11 protein-coding genes are annotated in these 15,012 nt (G+C 49.4%); 7 read left to right on the top strand and 4 right to left on the bottom strand.

Features of this window, described 5'->3' with window-relative positions; all coding sequences use genetic code 11:
- The first annotated feature begins 12 nt into the window (after positions 1–12).
- Positions 13–4,746 carry an LPD38 domain-containing protein gene (locus RBR41_RS02440; RefSeq protein WP_320350727.1) on the top strand — a complete coding sequence of 1,578 codons (4,734 nt, stop codon included), beginning with the start codon at positions 13–15 and terminating at the stop codon, positions 4,744–4,746.
- A 110-nt stretch (positions 4,747–4,856) separates the two neighbouring features.
- Here the strand turns inward: RBR41_RS02440 and RBR41_RS02445 are convergent, their stop codons facing one another.
- On the bottom strand, positions 4,857–5,507 hold the full coding sequence (locus tag RBR41_RS02445) for a Bro-N domain-containing protein (RefSeq protein ID WP_320350728.1): 651 nt from the start codon (positions 5,505–5,507) through the stop codon (positions 4,857–4,859).
- Positions 5,508–6,110: 603 nt separating this feature from the next.
- A complete protein-coding gene (locus RBR41_RS02450; RefSeq protein WP_320350730.1) occupies positions 6,111–6,464 on the bottom strand; it encodes a hypothetical protein in 354 nt (117 codons plus the stop codon).
- A gap of 58 nt (positions 6,465–6,522) precedes the next feature.
- On the opposite strand from RBR41_RS02450, the gene RBR41_RS02455 reads away from it, so the two are divergent.
- The 4 genes from RBR41_RS02455 (at position 6,523) to RBR41_RS02470 (ending at position 9,149) form a co-directional block, all read left to right on the top strand.
- Positions 6,523–7,761, top strand: a complete 1,239-nt coding sequence (locus tag RBR41_RS02455; RefSeq protein ID WP_320350732.1) for a hypothetical protein — start codon at positions 6,523–6,525, stop codon at positions 7,759–7,761.
- A gap of 2 nt (positions 7,762–7,763) precedes the next feature.
- A complete protein-coding gene (locus RBR41_RS02460) occupies positions 7,764–8,255 on the top strand; it encodes a tail fiber assembly protein (protein WP_320350733.1) in 492 nt (163 codons plus the stop codon).
- A 70-nt stretch (positions 8,256–8,325) separates the two neighbouring features.
- Complete coding sequence (locus RBR41_RS02465) at positions 8,326–8,604, top strand: hypothetical protein (RefSeq protein ID WP_320350734.1); 279 nt, start codon at positions 8,326–8,328, stop codon at positions 8,602–8,604.
- 32 nt (positions 8,605–8,636) lie between these two features.
- Positions 8,637–9,149 (top strand): hypothetical protein, encoded by a 513-nt coding sequence (locus tag RBR41_RS02470; protein WP_320350735.1) that lies wholly within the window; start codon positions 8,637–8,639, stop codon positions 9,147–9,149.
- Positions 9,150–10,272: 1,123 nt separating this feature from the next.
- On the opposite strand, the gene RBR41_RS02475 is transcribed toward RBR41_RS02470, so the two are convergent.
- Positions 10,273–11,721: a hypothetical protein gene (locus RBR41_RS02475; protein ID WP_320350737.1), complete on the bottom strand. Its 1,449-nt coding sequence runs from the start codon at positions 11,719–11,721 to the stop codon at positions 10,273–10,275.
- A 1,341-nt stretch (positions 11,722–13,062) separates the two neighbouring features.
- Between RBR41_RS02475 and RBR41_RS02480 the strand changes: the two genes are divergently transcribed.
- The gene (locus RBR41_RS02480; protein WP_320350739.1) at positions 13,063–13,506 is read left to right on the top strand and encodes a MarR family winged helix-turn-helix transcriptional regulator; all 444 of its coding nucleotides are present in this window, start codon (positions 13,063–13,065) and stop codon (positions 13,504–13,506) included.
- A 26-nt stretch (positions 13,507–13,532) separates the two neighbouring features.
- On the top strand, positions 13,533–13,946 hold the full coding sequence (locus RBR41_RS02485; RefSeq protein WP_320350741.1) for a pyridoxamine 5'-phosphate oxidase family protein: 414 nt from the start codon (positions 13,533–13,535) through the stop codon (positions 13,944–13,946).
- A 363-nt stretch (positions 13,947–14,309) separates the two neighbouring features.
- Here the strand turns inward: RBR41_RS02485 and RBR41_RS02490 are convergent, their stop codons facing one another.
- Positions 14,310–14,516, bottom strand: coding sequence for a hypothetical protein (locus RBR41_RS02490; RefSeq protein ID WP_320350743.1), 207 nt, complete (start codon positions 14,514–14,516; stop codon positions 14,310–14,312).
- Between the last annotated feature and the right edge of the window lie 496 nt (positions 14,517–15,012).

A 15,012-nucleotide genomic window follows, 5' to 3' on the forward strand; every position in this document is an offset into this window, starting at 1 on the left:
ATTCAAGACTATATGTCCCCTCGCCTAATCGAGAGAGGGTATTCCGACCAGGAAATCAACGCCTATTTCAACCAGCACAAAATCGCTTCTGGCGAGCAGGAAGTTTCGGCACAGGCCAGCCTGGGCGCATACTTTGAGCATGGGCTGCAAGGTTCTGTGTCCGGCTTGTGGGCGCGCGAAAAAATGCCCGACGCCGTAAACGAAACACAGATGAACAGTGCGGGATGGGCGGACAGGCTCTTCATGGGTGTCGGGCAAATAGTTGGCGACATCCCCGCCCTTGTGGCCGGTGGCGTAGCTGGCTCGCTTGGGGGCCCGGCTGCGCCCGTAACCATTCCGGCTTCGGCCATGGCGACTACTGAGGGCCTGCGCACCTATTACACGAAGCGCATCGCAGACGGCCATACCGAAGACTTCATATATCTTTCGGCTGTCCCTGATGCCCTTGCCAGTGGCGCAAAGGGGGCAGTCATTGGCGGGCTGACCGGCGGTGCTGGCAAGCTGGCTGGCCTTGGCGCAACTGCCGCTGGTCTTGGCTCTGTGGGCACAGGCGCCGCCACGGTTGCCGCCGAGGTTGCCACCATGCCGACGGCGGGCGCTGCCCTTGAAGGCAGGCTGCCGCACCCGCAAGAGTTCGTTGATGCTGGCCTGCTGGTTGTGACCTTGCACGGTATAAGCAACGTGCGCCATGTGCAGAAAATTGCTCAAGAAACTACACCCAAAATCAGAGACATCTACGCCAAGATAGGGAAAACGCCGGAAGAAATTGCACAGGCTGCGCAGACCGACCCGACAGTGCAGCAGGATATTCTGGCCATCAACCGGGATATTCCGGGGGCGTTTGCAGAAGAAACCAAAACAAGGCTGATTCGCAACGAAGATGTGCCGTCGGAGGAATTGCAGCACTACCTGCCGCGCAACTGGGCCAAGGCCGAATTGCTGGAGCGTGCCGGCCCGGAGGCTGTCAAGGAGGGCATAAGCCAAACGGTCGCCAAGGCCTTTTCCGGGGAGACTCCAGATCGCCTGCACTGGAATATGCTGCGCAAGACTGACGCTGCCAAGCTTTCCGCTGATTCCGGCATTACCATACCGGAAGGCATGGTGCATTCCATCGACTCCCGCGAAGTGCGCCATGCCATGAACGAACACGGTAATCCCGCAATCGAAAGTGCGCGAGGGCAAGAAGCTATTGTACCAGAAGACTATTTGAAGATTCCAGATGTTGTGAAGGGTTACGATTCTGTAACGGCCATCACGACAGACAAGGGTTTTCCAGGACTGATGTACAAAAAGCAGATCGACGGGTCTGTATACGTTGTGGAGGAGTTGCGCACAGGGAGAAAAGAACTCGCTTTCCTATCCCTTTGGAAGGGTAATAATAAAGAGAAGGCTTCCCCCTCTTTATCGCCCGAAACGACGGCGGTTGGACCCGACGCAAGAGATGCTAAGCCTTCTCAAAAATCAACCACGGTTGATGATTTAAATATAAGTTCTGTCGATCAGAAAGTAAACCCGGACACCCTGCAAAATTTCGGCGGCGGCACCCGCATCCCCACTGCTGAAGACAAGCCAGTGCTGCCCGAATCCGCGCTGAATCATGCGGACAGCGTGCCGCTTTCTGGTGTGGTTCAGGCCCTGGCCGATGCCCTTGAAGTGCCCATCCGCACGGGCAAAATGGGGCCATCCGGCAGAAAGGCCGAGGGCATCTACAAAATAACGCCAGAAGTTATCAGAACCCGCACAGCCAATGACGTAGCCACCGTCGTGCATGAGGCTGGGCATCACATTCAGAAGCAGCTTTTTGGCGATATTTCAGCCGCCCCACTGCGGGCTTTCCGTGATGAACTTGCCCCCATTGCCACAAAGCCACGCTCCGGCCAGTCTGCATTGCCGGAAGGATTCGCGGAATTCGTTGCCAAGTACGTGGTTGACCCCAAGGATGCGCTGGAGTCCGCCCCACGCTTTTACGAGCACTTTGAGAAACTGCTTGTTGACCGCGCGCCAGACTTCGGCAAGGCCCTTCTAAACGCGCGCGAAGCGGTCAAGCGATGGGCAGACCAGCCAGCCGCCCAAGAGGTTCTTTCACACATCAGCATTGAGGGCCGTGAAGGCGAGGGGCTTATTTCACGCCTGACCTCAAAGGACACATGGGACAAGGTGTACACCAATTTTGTTGATCGCCTGTACCCCCTAAAAAAGGCCACAGCTATTCTTGCAGAAGGCAAGGATTTGCCTGCTGACATAAACCCCTACACGCTGGCCCGCACGTTTGCCGGGGCCAAGGGCAAGGCCACACACTTTATTGAGCACTCGCCCTTCACCTATGGCAACTGGGAGAATGTAGGCAAGCCCCTGGCCGAGACCTTGCGGGCGGTGGAAAACCTGGACGAATTCAGAGCCTACCTTGTGTCACGGCGTGGGCTTGAGCTTGAGGGGCGGGGCATAAAATCCGGCATCCGTCCTGAGGCTATGCGCGCGACGGCTGAAAAACTGAACGAAAAGTATGAGCCGTTGGCCCGTGAGCTGGACGAATACCAGAACCATGTTGTGAATTACCTCGTGGATTCTGGATTGCTCGGCGCGGAAACGGCTGCCGCCATGCGGGAAATGAATCAAAACTATGTCCCCTTCTTCCGCGTCATGGAAAATGTCGATGGCTTTCTTGGGGGCGGAAAATCGCTTACTGGACGCAATCCCATACGGCGCATCAAGGGCAGCGGGCGTGACATTATTGACCCGCTGGAATCCATAATCAAGAACACCTACGCCATGATTGAAGCTGCGGAAAAGAACGGCATTGGCCGCGCCCTCACAGACCTTGCCAGTAAAACCGATGGGGCGGGCTGGCTGGTGGAAAAATTGCCCACGCCAAAAGCTGCGGTGCAGGTCAGAGTCGAAGATGTGAGCAAGGCGTTCATTGACTCCCTTGGCCCAATCAATCCCAGCGTGAAGACGTCAATAAAAGCACTGGCTGAATCTGCCGATATGGGGGAAATGCTCACATTCTGGCAGAACGCCGCCACATTGGACAAAAAAAGCCAGATCGCCGTTTTCCGTGACGGGAAGCGCGAAGTGTATCAGGCGGCCCCAGAAATTGCCGAGGTGATGAACGGCCTGAACACAGAAAGCGTGCCATTGCTGGTGAAGCTTATCTCCATTCCGGCAAAAATGCTGCGAGCCGGCGCCACGCTTACACCTGATTTTATGGTTCGCAATCTTATTCGTGATGCCGTTTCCACAGGCGTCCTTTCCCGTACAGGTTTCATCCCAGGGCTGGACACGGCCAAGGGGTTAAAGCGCGCAGTTACCAAGGATAACGTCTATTGGGATTGGGTGAAAGCCGGTGGCGACCAGGCCAGCCTTGTGAGCATGGACAGAACCACCCTTCAAACCACGCTCAAAGATATTGCGGCAACGGGCTACACAGAGCACGTTTGGAATGTGGTCAAGAATCCTTTGGAGCTACTGCGCCTAGGCTCTGAGCTTTCAGAAAAAATGACCCGCTTGGGAGAGTTCGGCAAAGGCGTGCAAAAGCACGGCAATGACAAGGCTGGGCTGATGCAGGCCGCCTATGAATCACGGGACATTATGGACTTTTCGCGCCGGGGCAAGCTGACGGCCTCGTTCAACCTCATAACCGCATTTTTCAATGCCAGTTTGCAAGGGCTGGACAGAACAGCGCGCGGAGCAGTGGAAAACCCCCGGCGCTTTCTCGTGCGTACAGCGCTGTTCATTGGCATTCCGTCCATACTCAACGCCATCAACAACTATGGCGACAACGACGTTGCCGAGGTTCCGCGCGCGCAGAGGGATATGTTTTGGATTACGCCTATCGGGCAAGGAGAAAACAAGGTTCTCTTGCGCATCCCCAAGCCGTTTGAGCAAGGCGTCATGTTTGGATCAACTCTCGAGCGCGCGACGGAATTCATTCTCGACGCAGCGCATGGCAAATACGGCAGCGTGGATACGGCCAGGCAAGAGGCTTTCCGTGGACTCGGAAAGTCCATGCTGGATGTTTCCGCGCCCAACCTTGTGCCAACCGCCTTTGCCCCGATAATAGAGGCATTTGCAAACAGGTCGCTGCCCTTTGACCGCCCTATTATTCCCAAGAACAGAGAGGGGCTGCTGCCGGAATACCAATACACCAACAATACCACAGAACTGACAAAGGCTCTTTCAAGCTTTGTCGGCACGTTGCCGCCAGTGAGAGAGATGAACACCTTCTCCCCTGCCCGCGCGGAAAACTACATCCGCGGCTGGACGGGCGGCCTGGGCATGTATGCCCTTCAAGCCGTGGACGCCATGTCCCGCAAGGCTGGCATTGTTGCTGATCCCGTAAAGCCCGCAGCCACTCTGGCAGATGTCCCCTTTGTGCGGGCCTTTGTGATCCGCCATCCAAGCATGGGGGCGGAGAGCATTCAGCGATTCTTTGACAACTACGACGAAGCCACAGGCTACCTAAAAAGCATCAACGCTCTGAGCAAGGATTTCAAATATGACGACGTGGCAAATCTGCTGCCGTATTCTGTATATCAAGCCGTGGATGGTCCACACAAGGCACTCTCGGAGATCACGAAGACCATAGATTTTATAAGCAAGGCCCCAGACATGACGCCAGACGAAAAGCGACAGATGATCGACAGCATGTATTTTCAGGCCATTGAAATAGCCAGATTCGGGAATCAGGTATTCGAAGCCTTGCAGGATGACGTTGAAAAACTGAAGGGCCGCGCCGAAAGGCAGTAGGATCACAGTTCATTGAAAATCGCATAGGGATTGCAGGAAAGGAAAGGGGGCCGGGATATGGGCCCGGCCCCTTTATTGACAGATTTCGCAATTTGGCAGGTTGGTCAGCGCTACCGCATGGTGCCCAACTTATGCCCGGCTTCAAGCGCATTGTACGCGCCGACCAGATTGGCATCAGCAACCCTGAATAGACTCAACATGATGTCGTAGTGCTCTGTATCCATCGGAATGCGGCCCTTGGGGTGCGTAAACATGCGGGTTACGTCAACGGCCGCATGAAGCTGCCAGATGATTTTTTGGATGCGCCGCATGGCGTCTTTGCGGCCCGGATCCACGTCGCCTGACAAGCAAGTGTAAGGCGCGGCCTCAGGTACGGGCAGCGCTGTAACACCACGGCCCAAGGCTTTCTTTCTGGGTGCAGGCTTCGCCTCATACTTCCCCGTCTTGCGAATGGCCGGAACCACCTCGGACGCTATCCAGTTTGTGAAGGCGTCGGCTTCGGGCTTGTTGCTGCGGAAGGCCAGCTTGTACACGGCTGGTTCGGAGATAAACCTAAGTGACCGAGATGTTGAGAAGTTGTTGAGTCGTAACAACTTCTGCCAGTCACTCGGAATCAGCTTAAGAGTCGCGCCGCTCCAAGTGATATCAAGGGCTTTGCAGACATCAGCAATGGAAAACCAAAGCTGGTCGCCTTCGACCTGTGTGCGGATAGGGAAGTCGTTGAATTGGAACGGGGAAGCGAGAAGTTGAGCCTGACTCATATGAGCCTCCAAGGGAACTTTTCAGGTTCACGGAGACATTCTCAAACAAAGAGAATGCCGGGCGCTGAAAACAGCCCTTGGAGCTGCGGAGTAATTTCCCTTACGGGTATTTTATTCGTCCACGCCCGGCAATGGATTCAATTATAGCCCCAAAAAGGGCGCAAAAAAAGCCATTGACTTTCGGAAATGGCGTGGCCGCCAAGGGGGTGTTTTCAGCACCTGCGGAGAGAACGCCACAAAATGAAGTGAATGTCAATGATGAAATAAAATGTTTATTAAAAAAGATAACACAACAAAAATACATGCTGAAATAGTAAACAAAAGGCATCCAGCAGGCTCAGACATCTTCTGCGGATCATCCCTAGTCAGCGCATAGAAAAAAGCAACAACAAAAAAAGACAATAAGAAGAGTAAAATATCCTGATTAAATTCAATAAACTTGTCTATGTTTAAATTGTTAATAAATATTAAAAAAGATATGTTTGGAATAACTACAAAAACAACAAGCATCCATTTTAATTTTATAATGTCCTGGATAAAAATCGATGCTCTGCGCTTTAGTTTTTTTAATCTCATATCATTCACAGTCCAATGACATGAAGTCTAATTGATTAAGCTTTCAACAATCCGCTTCTGATCTTCAAGTCTTCGCCCTTCGCCGCCATGATAATTTACATCAAACAGATTGAAGTAACGAACAATATCTTTTTCTGAAAATCCATGTTGCTCCAGGATAGGGCGCATGTATTCACGAATCTCTGAATCTGAGAACCCTCTATTTCGCAATTCACTATATATTCCAGAATGGTAATCCATTTCTCCACCGCTCAATTTGTTAGCGGCGTCAGAAACAATCAGTTTCCTCACCTTTCCATCAACCTCACCATCACCAGCGGCAACAGGCATTGCCGAGAAAATAGCAATAAGCAGAATAAGAAGGCGCAGAATGATGTTCATGTTTTTGCCTACCACCCAGCAGTCCCAGGTGCAAGCCTGACAATAAAAAGGAGTCAATATGTCAGTTGACAACACGCCTACGGGCATTGTGTACACCGTGACAAACGGCGCGGCCGGGCAGCAATACCCGCTGACCTTCCCGTACATAAAAGACGACGACGTCCGCGCCTACTACGTATATTGCGGTACGCAGGTCACTATGTCCTTGGGGCCCGGGTATTCCGTTTCCGGCCAGACATTAACTGCAAACACTGCCCTGCCTGTTGGGGCCAAACTGGCCATCTACCGCGAAACGGACATTACTCAGGAAATTCCGTGGGTCGATGGTCAGGCCGTATACACGCCAGACATCATGCAGGCCGACGACAAACTTACCTTCATTGTGCAGGAAATCGCCGGGGAGGTGAAACGAGCGGTTAAAGTGTCGCGTGAAGAAGAAGCTGGCGGTAGCACGCCGGGGGATTTGCTGGCAGGGGTCTATGCCGCCCGTGATGAGGCGCAAAACGCCGGCAGAGCCGCACATGCGTCAGAGACTGCCGCTGAACAGAGCGCCACAAATGCCGCCGCGAGTGCCAACACGGCAGCGCAGACAGTGCAGACTGCAACCGCAGAGGCTGTAAATGCCGCCACAGCGCAGGCCGATTCAGCGGCATTGAGTGCCGCAGCCGCCGCGCAGTCTGCCATAGATGCAGCAGCAGCAGTGCCTGAGCATCTGGTGCAGCGCGTTACTGATGTGGAAGCCACAGCCGCAGCCGCAAAAGCCATCACTGATACCGTCACCGTGACTCCCGCGCCCAACGCTGTGCCGCTGGCTGGTAGTGATGGGAAGCTTGCTGTGGGGTGGATTCCGGGTTTGTTTCGTGGTGATATACGTCTTCTACCGTTTGCTCCGGCAGACCTCGCTACATATTGCCCTGGTTGGTACTGCGGTAACGGTGACTTGTATCCTCTTATCAGTGCAGTTGGTATTGAGTTAAATGCATTTTCAACAGCTTTTAAAACTGCTTGGGGTATTGTAATCACTGGGTCAAATATCAGCATACCTAAGTTGTTCTACACAAATGGACGTGGATTTTTTCTACGGGCGGTAGATGGAACGACGAGAGTGGTAGGCAGTGTACAGGTGGATATGTTTGCTTCACACACTCACACGTATAATAGTGGCCCTGGAAACTATTTGCGAGATGGCAGTATTGCAGTTCCGTTTTTTACAGATTCTCAAACTGGTGCAACTGGCGGTGAGGAGACCAGACCTCTTAACGTCGGCATGACGCCCGCAATATTCCTTGGAGTATAATTATGCAAAATTATTATTTTGATAACACACACCCATTACACCCATACACGTATTCTATGTACGCTACACCGGGAACCTTTCCTCCCCTCAATGCTTTGAGGAAAGAGCTTCCTGCGGAGAAAGATGGAATTCATTTTGGTGAGAAGGACGGGGAATGGGTTGAAATTGAAGACCATCGCGGAAAAAGCGGATACGTCAACGATGAACCCTTCTTGATTCAAGATTTTGGCCCACTGCCCGAAGGTTGGAGCGATACGCCGCCCCTGCCGCCCCCGCTCATAGTCGAAGAACTGTTTGAGCGCTTGCGCAATGAACGTAATGCCCGCGTCACCGCCACAGACAAATACCTGTTGGCAGACTACCCCATCGGCGCGGAAGAGCTTGGAAATATCCGTACATACCGTCAGGCGCTGCGCGATCTGCCCGCGCAGGAAGGCGCGCCTTTTGACGGCGGCGGCGATGAAACGCCCTGGCCGGAAAAGCCGGATGTGTAGCCGAATAGAAAGGGCCGCTCAGCGATGGGCGGCCCTTTCCATTCCTCACGCTCATCCTTATAATTGATTCATGGCCCTTCTCTACGATCCACTCCTGAAGCTCATCAACTGCGGCGCTGTGCCACATCTTGTCACTGGCAAGGACGGCACGAAGGGCGTTCGCCTGACGTGGCGGCGTGATGCCCGGTATGAGGACCAGAACAAAGGCAAAGCGATACTGGCCCGGTTTGAACGGCTCATTGCGATACAGCTTGACGTGGACGAAGATGAGAAGCCGCGAACCGTACAGCAGCTTGTGGCGAGCAGGCGGGTGATCGTGGTTAATGGGCGGTACAGGTTGCCGGAGTGAAACATGGAGAAACAATGATGGAGAAACAATGAATGTCTCTTAAAGATATGCTCACGCTGGTGAATGTTCGGAAAGATTTAAGATTTTTCATTCACAGGCTGCTCATCGGCCTGGCCTTGTCTGTTACATTTTCTGCAAACATGCCACATATGTTAACTGAAATAGAAGCGAAGAAACTTGAACTTTTACTCATCCTACTTTCAATATTAATTCCAATGTATGTGATTTATAGATTTAAACCAACACCTTTATTTTTTAAAAGAATACAAAAAGAATGCATTTTGTTTTGCGTTTCGCTCACATCTATCATTAGAAGCACGATAATAGTTGGCATTTCAGCATTATTATTCAATGTGTTAATATGGAATGAACCTATCACTGCATTTGTTTATATTGTAAATTTTCTTATTGCACTGGAAACAATAACAAACGCACAATACGGCCTTGATGGCTTTGAATATGACAGTGATGACTCGCAAGAATGGGTTACCATTATTGTGGCTGGAAAAGATGATCATAGCGACAACACGGATACTAAATATTAAAGTGCCCATACAGGCGGCGGAATCGAACTGGCTCCCCACTCTCCCCTACTTTATCACGCTGGGGGCACATTTGGGGGCATTAAGCCAGCTATCCTTAAATTATTCCTTTACAAACAAGAGAGATAGGAAATTAATTCTATAGCCCCCGCCTCCACCATCAAACAATTTCAGCAAGGCTCACGATGTCTCATAAAGACTCGTGAGCCTTTTGTTTTTGTAGGCATTGCACTCTGAGTAGTCCCATTTAGTTGCCAGGCATCTGGCAGTAATCTGTTTTTTTGTGGCATATGCGATTTTCATAAAGTTGATACCAGCTTTTTCGTGCCTGGGGAGCTTGAGGCATGCCCTTTCGATTTCCTTCAAATATCGCCCTGCACAAAGTCAACAATCACATGATATGACAGGACAATGTCTGCCCCAGATTTTTTAAAACCTCACGGCGGCCAATACCGTGCGCGTTTTTAAACAGGTCATCTACGGCCAGCAGTTTAACGCCACCGCTGAAATATTTGGTATCAATTACGGAGTCGCGTTTGGAGTCAATAATAAAGACAAAGTCTAAGTGACATGCTTCCTGAGGATAAGACCAAACAGCTTTAAGACTGGCTGGGGAGAGAACAAAAAGAGAGAGCTTCCGCAGTGCCGGAGGCGTCCAGTGCGGAGCGCCATCAAAAATCCGGCGTTGACTACGGCAAGCCCTCTTCTTTTAAAATGCTTCCTACAGACAATTGTGGAAGTCAAGAGCCGCAGCCTGCAACACCATCTATACTGCCCATTATCAAGGCAGCTCTTTAAGTCAGCTTTCTTCCAGCCCTGGAGGAAACTTAAACGCCGTATTTGGGACAGTAAAAGTAATGCCCGCATCGCACTTGAAGGATTGCAGGGGCGCTCTGGGGCAAGCCTTTGTAGTGAATATAAAATCACTCAGAGCATGTGCTACGGCTGGCAAGATACGTTTTTGGTCAATGCCCTCAGGCATTCGAAACCGGCACGACAAACCGTCGAAAAGAGGGCCTGACGGCAGAGAATCGAGCGAGGGAAGGGTGAGCAGCCTATAGGAACATTATTGCAGACAAGCAGGGCCTAAAATCTGCATACTTAGACACAACCTTTGCTGATTGCCTTACTGCGCGGAAATGTCTTCTCTAAGACTGATGTGCATACGGCGTGACGTAATACCGTGCGAAAAAAGTGTATGCCCCAGAACGTCTCCGAACCATTCCTTGGGATGTGGCCATTCCGCTTTGGGGACGATGATCGTTACGCTTTTTTCTCCGTTTGCATCAGCTTGTCGAGCATCAGCTATCCATTTGTCCACAATGGCACGTTGATCAGGTGTAGACTGGGTGGCCCATGTTTTTTCGGAATTAGTGGTCTCAATAAATAAGAAACAGAGCAAAATAGGAGCAAAAATTTTAAGCACAGGAATTGTTGCCAGCAGATACACAATGCAAAAAACAGTGAGCAGCGTTTGAAAAAAGAATATTCCGTAAACAGCAGATATTCTTGAAGCAAAACATGGGTCTGTTTTTGCGCAAATAAGGATATATAGCGAAAATGTGATAATGGAAGACAAGCATACTATAAAGAATATTTGCCCAGTTATAGTATCTCGTTGTGAATAAATCTTTTTTGACTTTCTATACATCAATAAAAAAATAGTACAAAAAACAGATGTAAGTGTTATGCCTTGCATCACCAACCGCATGGAATACAGCAAATCGTAAAAGGAATTGAATGCTGCCATAAAATTAAATCCATGCACGGTAAGGCTTGCATAGCGTGCCCCCATCATGTCGAAGCAAGCAGCGCTTAACCAGCAAGCGAGGATAAAAAAGAGAGCACCGTCAAATAGCGTAAGGTGCTGCAGATATGAGCGTACTTTATTTAACATGCCGACGTGGTTTTCATTCAAAACCCGCAACAATATCGTTGAAAAAGCGCATGATGCTGCAATGATACTGGAAAATGTTAGCGAAAATTGTGAAAGGTATATGACAAAAACTATGATTCCAATCGCATAATACTTGTCGTTAAATTTACGTGTGTTAAAGAAATTTCCGTACAAAATAAAAACGGCAATTATTGAGTTTAATATATTTGCCATTGTATAGTACGTCATGGCAGTCAATGTTTCTGAATAAAATAAATAAACGTTCTCTTGATTTTTGCTTTTGAACATAAAAAAAGACAATATAACAAACAATAGCACTGCAAACATTGATGTCTTATAATCTTGAATAAAATTTTGACTAAATAAATATATCGACGCACATAAAACCGTCACAAATAACGCAACAAAGCAAGTAAACGTTAAAGAAATTGATTCAATATAATTTCCTACGATAACATTTACGATTTGTGAAGATATATATCCAAGCGCTGGGAACATTATCTCAGGAAAAATACGGGCCGGATTCCATTCTTTTATGCTCGGCAAGAGTGAACGATACTGCGAAAGATAGCGCCAATCATCACCATTATACGGAATAACTTGTGATACTTTACTAAAAATTATGTAAATAACAATAAATGTTAATATGAAATAAAGTATATTTTTCATATAAGACATAACGTTACCTACCGAGAAAAATTTTCTGGTTCTAAAACGCGCGAAAGCCTCTGCCCCTATATGTCAGAGCCAAAGATGGTGATCTTATTATACAAGTTATGGAACAGGAGGGCAAGCCGTTCACGGTAGTACCGCACGCGGCCAGCGGAAGTCTTCGACTGACAACTAGCCGATCTACCAGTTTATTCCATGACGTTGCGCACTGCCGAAAGCAGGATTGTTACCCCAATCCTTTTGGCATGCCCCTGTGGCAACAAATCGTCATGACCCGGCCCAACCAGGCCAAGATAGTTGCTCCTGTGTTTTTTTATATGTGAAAACAGCATGTTTTGTTTAATTAGCTATAATTAATAGATATATTTTACTTGCCTTTTATGCGGATTTTCAGCATGAATTAATCAAGCTCTAGAGCATCCTCATACATCACAAGGAGGATTCAGCTATGTGCAAGAACATCTCCCAAGATGAGGAAAGTCCGCCCTGCTAGTTTGGCTTGTAGCTCATGAAGCTTGGCCAACAATGCCGATGAGAAGCTCTCTAAGCCTAGGCTATTTTTAGCTATGGCCATACACCACGATAGTGGGAACATTAACGTACAGGGCCGGGAAAACCCGGCCCTTTTTAATTATGCTTTTAGCCAGTTGAGCGCGCCAGCGCGCGATACAGACAACCACCTGCGAGGTTACTGGTTAGTGATGTTGTATACGTTACTGCCCAAGTAAGTGTACGTTGACGGCACGCATCCTGGCTTCTTCCAATGCTCTGTGATCAAATATGATTGGTGACAAGCCGCGACACTGGCCGCCTTGCAACCTCTTAGTATAACCTCGGCTGAAGAACCCGTTTCGCAGCCAACCTGCTCCATCAAATTTTTTGGCAAAGCCTACGTGTCTGATAATGACTCGTGGGCTTTTTGCTTTAGACGGCCTCTAGTACCCAACGCGCTCCAATGCAGATGTTGACCACGCCATTATTGTCGCCAGCTCCAGGTGCGAGCGAACGTGAACATGCTGCCCCATAACTTCTTGCCACAACTGCCCTGCTGCCGTAATCAGCCAGTGCTGGACATGCAGCACTCTGGCACGCAGCACCATATCTTAGTGACATAACGTGATGGCATCAAACATCATTGGTACTTCCCCAAGCTTCCATCAAGCCTTTGTTATGATGGTATGCCTGGATGCGCTTGAAGCTGAAAGCAAGGATGGCCAGGTTGCGGCATAAAAGGTAATGAATTTCCGCCATGAATTCGCAATTTTTTTTGAAAAATTTATTGACTTATGTTCGTGGACGAACTAAAAAGAAACCCGAAATGGTTCGCCTACGAACAAATGAGGGGCCATGAAAAGACAAAACAACCCCGGCGCGATTATCGCCATGGTTGCCGCCATCAGGGAGCAGGCAAATACACTGATTCTCAGTTCTTTGTCAGAACGCAGCATCACCGACATACTTCCAGCTCATGGCGCGGTTTTGAACGCGCTTTTCAAGCAAAGTCCGATGCAAATGAATGAGCTGGCGGAACACATTGGCAGAAAAAAGAATACGGTTACGGGGCTGATAACCACACTTGAAGACAGAGGTTATTGCCGCCGTGAACCCGATCCACAAGATGCGCGGGCTCAGCTGGTATTCCTGACAGAAAAGGGAGAGGCCATGCGCCAGGTGCAGGATGAAGTTTCCGTTGAACTTTTGCGTAAAATTTGGATGGGCATCGACACTCAAAAACAAATAGAGTGTATTGAATGCCTCGAAACAATTCTCCAGAACCTGAAAGACAATTAAACCTAACAAAGCAACAGAGGATTACCATGAGCAATGCAGTAAAAGAAGTTTCCACGATTCTGTCCGAATCGCCCATGTGCTTTATTGCCACGTCCTGCAACAATGAACCGCATGTGCGGGCGTTTCAGTACCAGTTCGAGCAGGACGGAAAACTGTGGTTCTGCACATCCAGAGCCAAAGATGTGTTCAAACAGCTTGAGATGAATTCCGCTGTTGAAATTTGCGCAGTCACCCCAAGCATGACCTGGGTTCGCATTACCGGAAAGGTTTCTTTTGAAGACAGCCATGCCGTGAAAGAGCGCATTTTGTCCGAGCAGCCGCTGATCAAAAGCATTTACGGCACAGCGGACAACCCGGATTTCACCACGTTCTGCATCGAGCATGCCGACTACGCTATTGCTGATTTTTCCGGAAATCCACCGCGCAAAGGCTCCTTTTAGAACATTCGCAAAGTAAAATACTCTGGCGGCCATGTGCGCAGACGGTTGTTGAAGGCATAGTCACAGACTGTTTTTGCCGTCACGCGTGAACCGGAAGCCTTCAAACCCTGCGATATAGAGTCTCCAGGGTACGGCGCCTGATCCAACATCTACAGATTCTACTTGCGCGTCACACCGCAGATACGTGTAACGCCCGACCAGGATTTTCACTGGCCGGGCGTTATGTTGCAATCTCGACGGACTCGCTACAAAAAAGTGCACCTTGCTTGTCATAATACTCTACGGAGCGGCACGACAAGCTGGGCGTTTTGTAGGTATAACGCTTTTATTTGCAGCCGACCAAGGTGCCGAGCTTCAGCACCTCTAAACCAGCTGAAGATCCCCAAGATCCAGTTTTACCCTTCTCTTTTGCGCATCGCAGGAACGCGAAACGGATACGATATCACATAAAACGCAGTCAGTAGTGACGCCTCTTGGGATGATTCCGATATTGCCGCGTTCTTTTTCGGTGACAAAAACACATTCGCCAAATTCAATAGCAGCAGACAGAGCATTCTTTAAGCTTTCCATAACAGAACCTCCCACAAGGTTGGCTGTTTCGTGTGGGGGATGGGCCGCCTGGAGCATAAAACTTCGTTCTGCTACTCTGTCGATTGTCCCATCACCACGTCACGACCCGATCCATGCCTTTTTTGCAATTTCTCGACACTTTTTCATGAAATTGATCATAAGGGCATTTTCGTATTCTCATCAATATACCTAGTATTTTGGTCACTTTTATCCCTACACATTGTGAATAGGTTAACGTACACAGCACGCAGGCAAATACAGAAATAATATGGGCTGTTATTGAAAAGGTAGGGGCCAAGGGCACTCTCAGGCCCAACGATACACATGTGACAAAACATCATAGAAATAACGCTCAGATTGCAGCTAACTTACAAATTATTCATACAAAAACATCAGAGCCACCGATCATGTGCGTGTTTGTCACCACCATCCCCCCTTCACCCTTAAAAATAACGTGCAGCGGCAGTATTTTTCACAATTCTGCGATTTCTGTACA

Source organism: Desulfovibrio sp. (assembly GCF_034006445.1).
Taxonomy (GTDB): domain Bacteria; phylum Desulfobacterota; class Desulfovibrionia; order Desulfovibrionales; family Desulfovibrionaceae; genus Desulfovibrio.